This is a genomic window from Verrucomicrobiia bacterium, assembly GCA_035460805.1.
Classification (GTDB): Bacteria; Patescibacteriota; UBA1384; order CAILIB01; family CAILIB01; genus DATHWI01.
On sequence record DATHWI010000161.1, the window covers coordinates 1 to 2,504 of the forward strand.

A 2,504-nucleotide genomic window follows, 5' to 3' on the forward strand; every position below is an offset into this window, starting at 1 on the left:
CTCTTTAAATGCCTCTTTCCAGAGTCCAATGGACTCTTCGTCCCGGGGCGCGTTGGCATTTCCAGGAAAGATCGTAATGTAGAGCCGGGCAGGATCAAGGCCTAAGCCCTCGCCCTCCGATGTAAGGAACTGGAAGCTCCAACGAATGGACTCGTGTTTGAAATAATCACCCAAAGACCAGTTCCCCAGCATTTCAAAAAATGTCAGGTGACGGTTGTCACCAACTTCATCAATATCCCCCGTGCGGAGGCACTTCTGGCTGCTGGCAAGCCGACGGCCTTGGGGATGAGGCTCACCCAAAAGGTAGGGCACCAGCGGGTGCATCCCTGCGGTCGTGAAGAGGACGGTCGGGTCATTATCCGGAACAAGTGATGCTGACGGAATAGCGGCATGACCATGGCCTTCAAAAAACGCCAGGAACCGGCGTCGAATCTCAGCTGAGTTGAGCGATTGCATAAGGGTAACCTACCAAGAAATCACTGGTTTGGAAACTTGAGAGTGACAGTAGTTCCCTGCTTAGGCTTACTGTCAAAAAGGAGCTCGCCACCATGTTCACGCACAATGGCGTTGGCTGTGTAGAGACCCAAACCAATTCCTTCGTGATCGTATGTATAGGAAGATGTACCACGCGCAAAGGTCTGGGTGGCGGTGCGCAAGGCTTCGGTAGACATGCCTGCACCCTGGTCTATGACCTGGATGACGAACACACTGTCATCCTGACGCAACACAACCCGGATGATCCCGTTTTCAGGCGAAAACTTTACTGCGTTGTCCAACACCGCCACAATTGCCTGCTTTACCCGGCGAACATCAAACCTGCCCTGCTGGAGGGCCTGGGTAGCATTCTCAAAAACCAGTTGGAGCTTCTTCTCCCGTGCAAATACATCCACTGCGGCAATGGCGCTTTCCGCGGCATCGGCAATATTGGAAGCTTCAAGCTTAATCTTAAGCATCCCCTCTTCAATCTGACTCACCAAGAGAAGCTGTTCAGCCAAGATCCACAACCTGCGTTCACCCTTTTGGATGTTCAGGTAATGTTTCTGACGCTCTTCGACGGTCAGTGCGCTGTCATTCTCCTGAAGTGGCGCCAAGGCCCCTTGGATAATGCTGATTGGCGTTAGGAGGTAGTGGGAAGCCAGGGAGATAAACTGGTCCTTGGACTGCCGGAGCTCCAACTGGTAGCGGTGCTTGAGCGGACGGCGGATAATTAGGTAAGACACAAGAATGCCCGCCACGAAAGCCGCAGCTGAGACGATCATCATTTCCTGTGTTACCCCTCCAAATTGCATGTCCGTAGTATACCAGTTTCGTGATACGATAGCCGTAGAAAACTACGCTGTCATGACGCCCACCAAATGAAACTCTTCCGGCGTGAGCCGCAGATTCCAACCGCGTTATCTGTAGATATCGGCACCGAGTTTGTTAAGGTGCTTCTTTTCGAGGTACGCGACGGGAAGGGGTACGTCATTGGCCAGGGCAAAGCGCGCCAGCGCCTCTCCGACATGCAGGCCGGTCATGTTACCGACATTCAGGGAGTGATCGCCACGGCTGCCAAGGCCATTGATGCCTCCTTTGAGCAAGCGGGCCGCGACGCCGAGCAAGTCATCGTAGGCATTGCCGGTGAGTTAGTTAAAGGGACTACCACTACTACCGTCATTTCCCGGCCAAAGCCAAATGAACCCATTACGGAACATGAACTTAGGGACCTCATCACCAAGGCGCAGGGAGAAATCCTCAAGCGTTCCCGCAAGGAACTGGCCTGGGAAACAGGTTACGCCGAGATAGACGTGGAGCTGGTCAATTCCGCAGTGGTCAGCGTCAAGATTGACGGGTACAAAGTTAGCAACGCCATTGGTTTCCAGGGACGCCAGGTTGAGGTAGGCATCTACACCGCCTACGCCCCTAACGTGCACCTGGGCGCCCTGCAAAGTATTGTGGACGGCCTGGGCCTGGACCTCATTTCCGTGGCCACTGAACCCTATGCGGTTGCCCGCTGTTTGAGCGACGTGGAATCGGGTGATATCTCCAGTATCTTCATCGACGTAGGCGGTGGGACAACAGACATCGCCGTAGTACGCGGTGGCGGGCTGGAAGGTACCAAGATGTTTGCCCTCGGTGGACGCGTTTTCACCAAGCGCATTGCCGGTGAACTTAAGGTCTCCTTTGCCGAGGCCGAAAAAATTAAGCTCGCCTACTCCGACGAACGTCTGGAGGACAAAGACCAGGAGCGTGTCAAAGAATTCATCGAGAAAGATGTCTCCGTCTGGATCTCTGGCATCCAACTGGCGCTGGAAGAATTCGCCAGTTCTGAGCGTTTTGCCGACAACAAGCTCCTCCCAACCAAGATTTACCTCTGTGGTGGTGGAAGCATGCTGCCGGATTTGAAAGCGGCGCTAGAGGCTAAAGCCTGGACCAAGGGGCTGCCGTTTGCGAAGCAACCGGAGGTGCAGTACATTAAACCTGAACAGGTAAGCACCATAATTGATACCACCAAGAGCCTGGTG

At 54.0% G+C, this 2,504-nt stretch carries 3 protein-coding genes; 1 reads left to right on the forward strand and 2 read right to left on the reverse strand.

Features of this window, described 5'->3' with window-relative positions; all coding sequences use genetic code 11:
• A partial coding sequence (locus VLA04_06615) for an alanine--tRNA ligase-related protein (protein HSI21327.1) occupies positions 1 to 456 on the reverse strand: 456 nt, incomplete at its 3' end.
• Between the two features lie 20 nt (positions 457 to 476).
• On the reverse strand, positions 477 to 1,289 hold the full coding sequence (locus tag VLA04_06620) for a HAMP domain-containing sensor histidine kinase (protein ID HSI21328.1): 813 nt from the start codon (positions 1,287 to 1,289) through the stop codon (positions 477 to 479).
• 66 nt (positions 1,290 to 1,355) lie between these two features.
• On the opposite strand from VLA04_06620, the gene VLA04_06625 reads away from it, so the two are divergent.
• On the forward strand, positions 1,356 to 2,504 hold a 1,149-nt coding region (locus tag VLA04_06625), incomplete at its 3' end, for a cell division FtsA domain-containing protein (GenBank protein ID HSI21329.1).

Bases quoted from the DNA above. Each gene is read 5' to 3' on its own strand.
- VLA04_06620 (HSI21328.1), bottom strand. From the start codon at position 1,289: ATGCAATTTGGAGGGGTAACACAGGAAATGATGATCGTCTCAGCTGCG.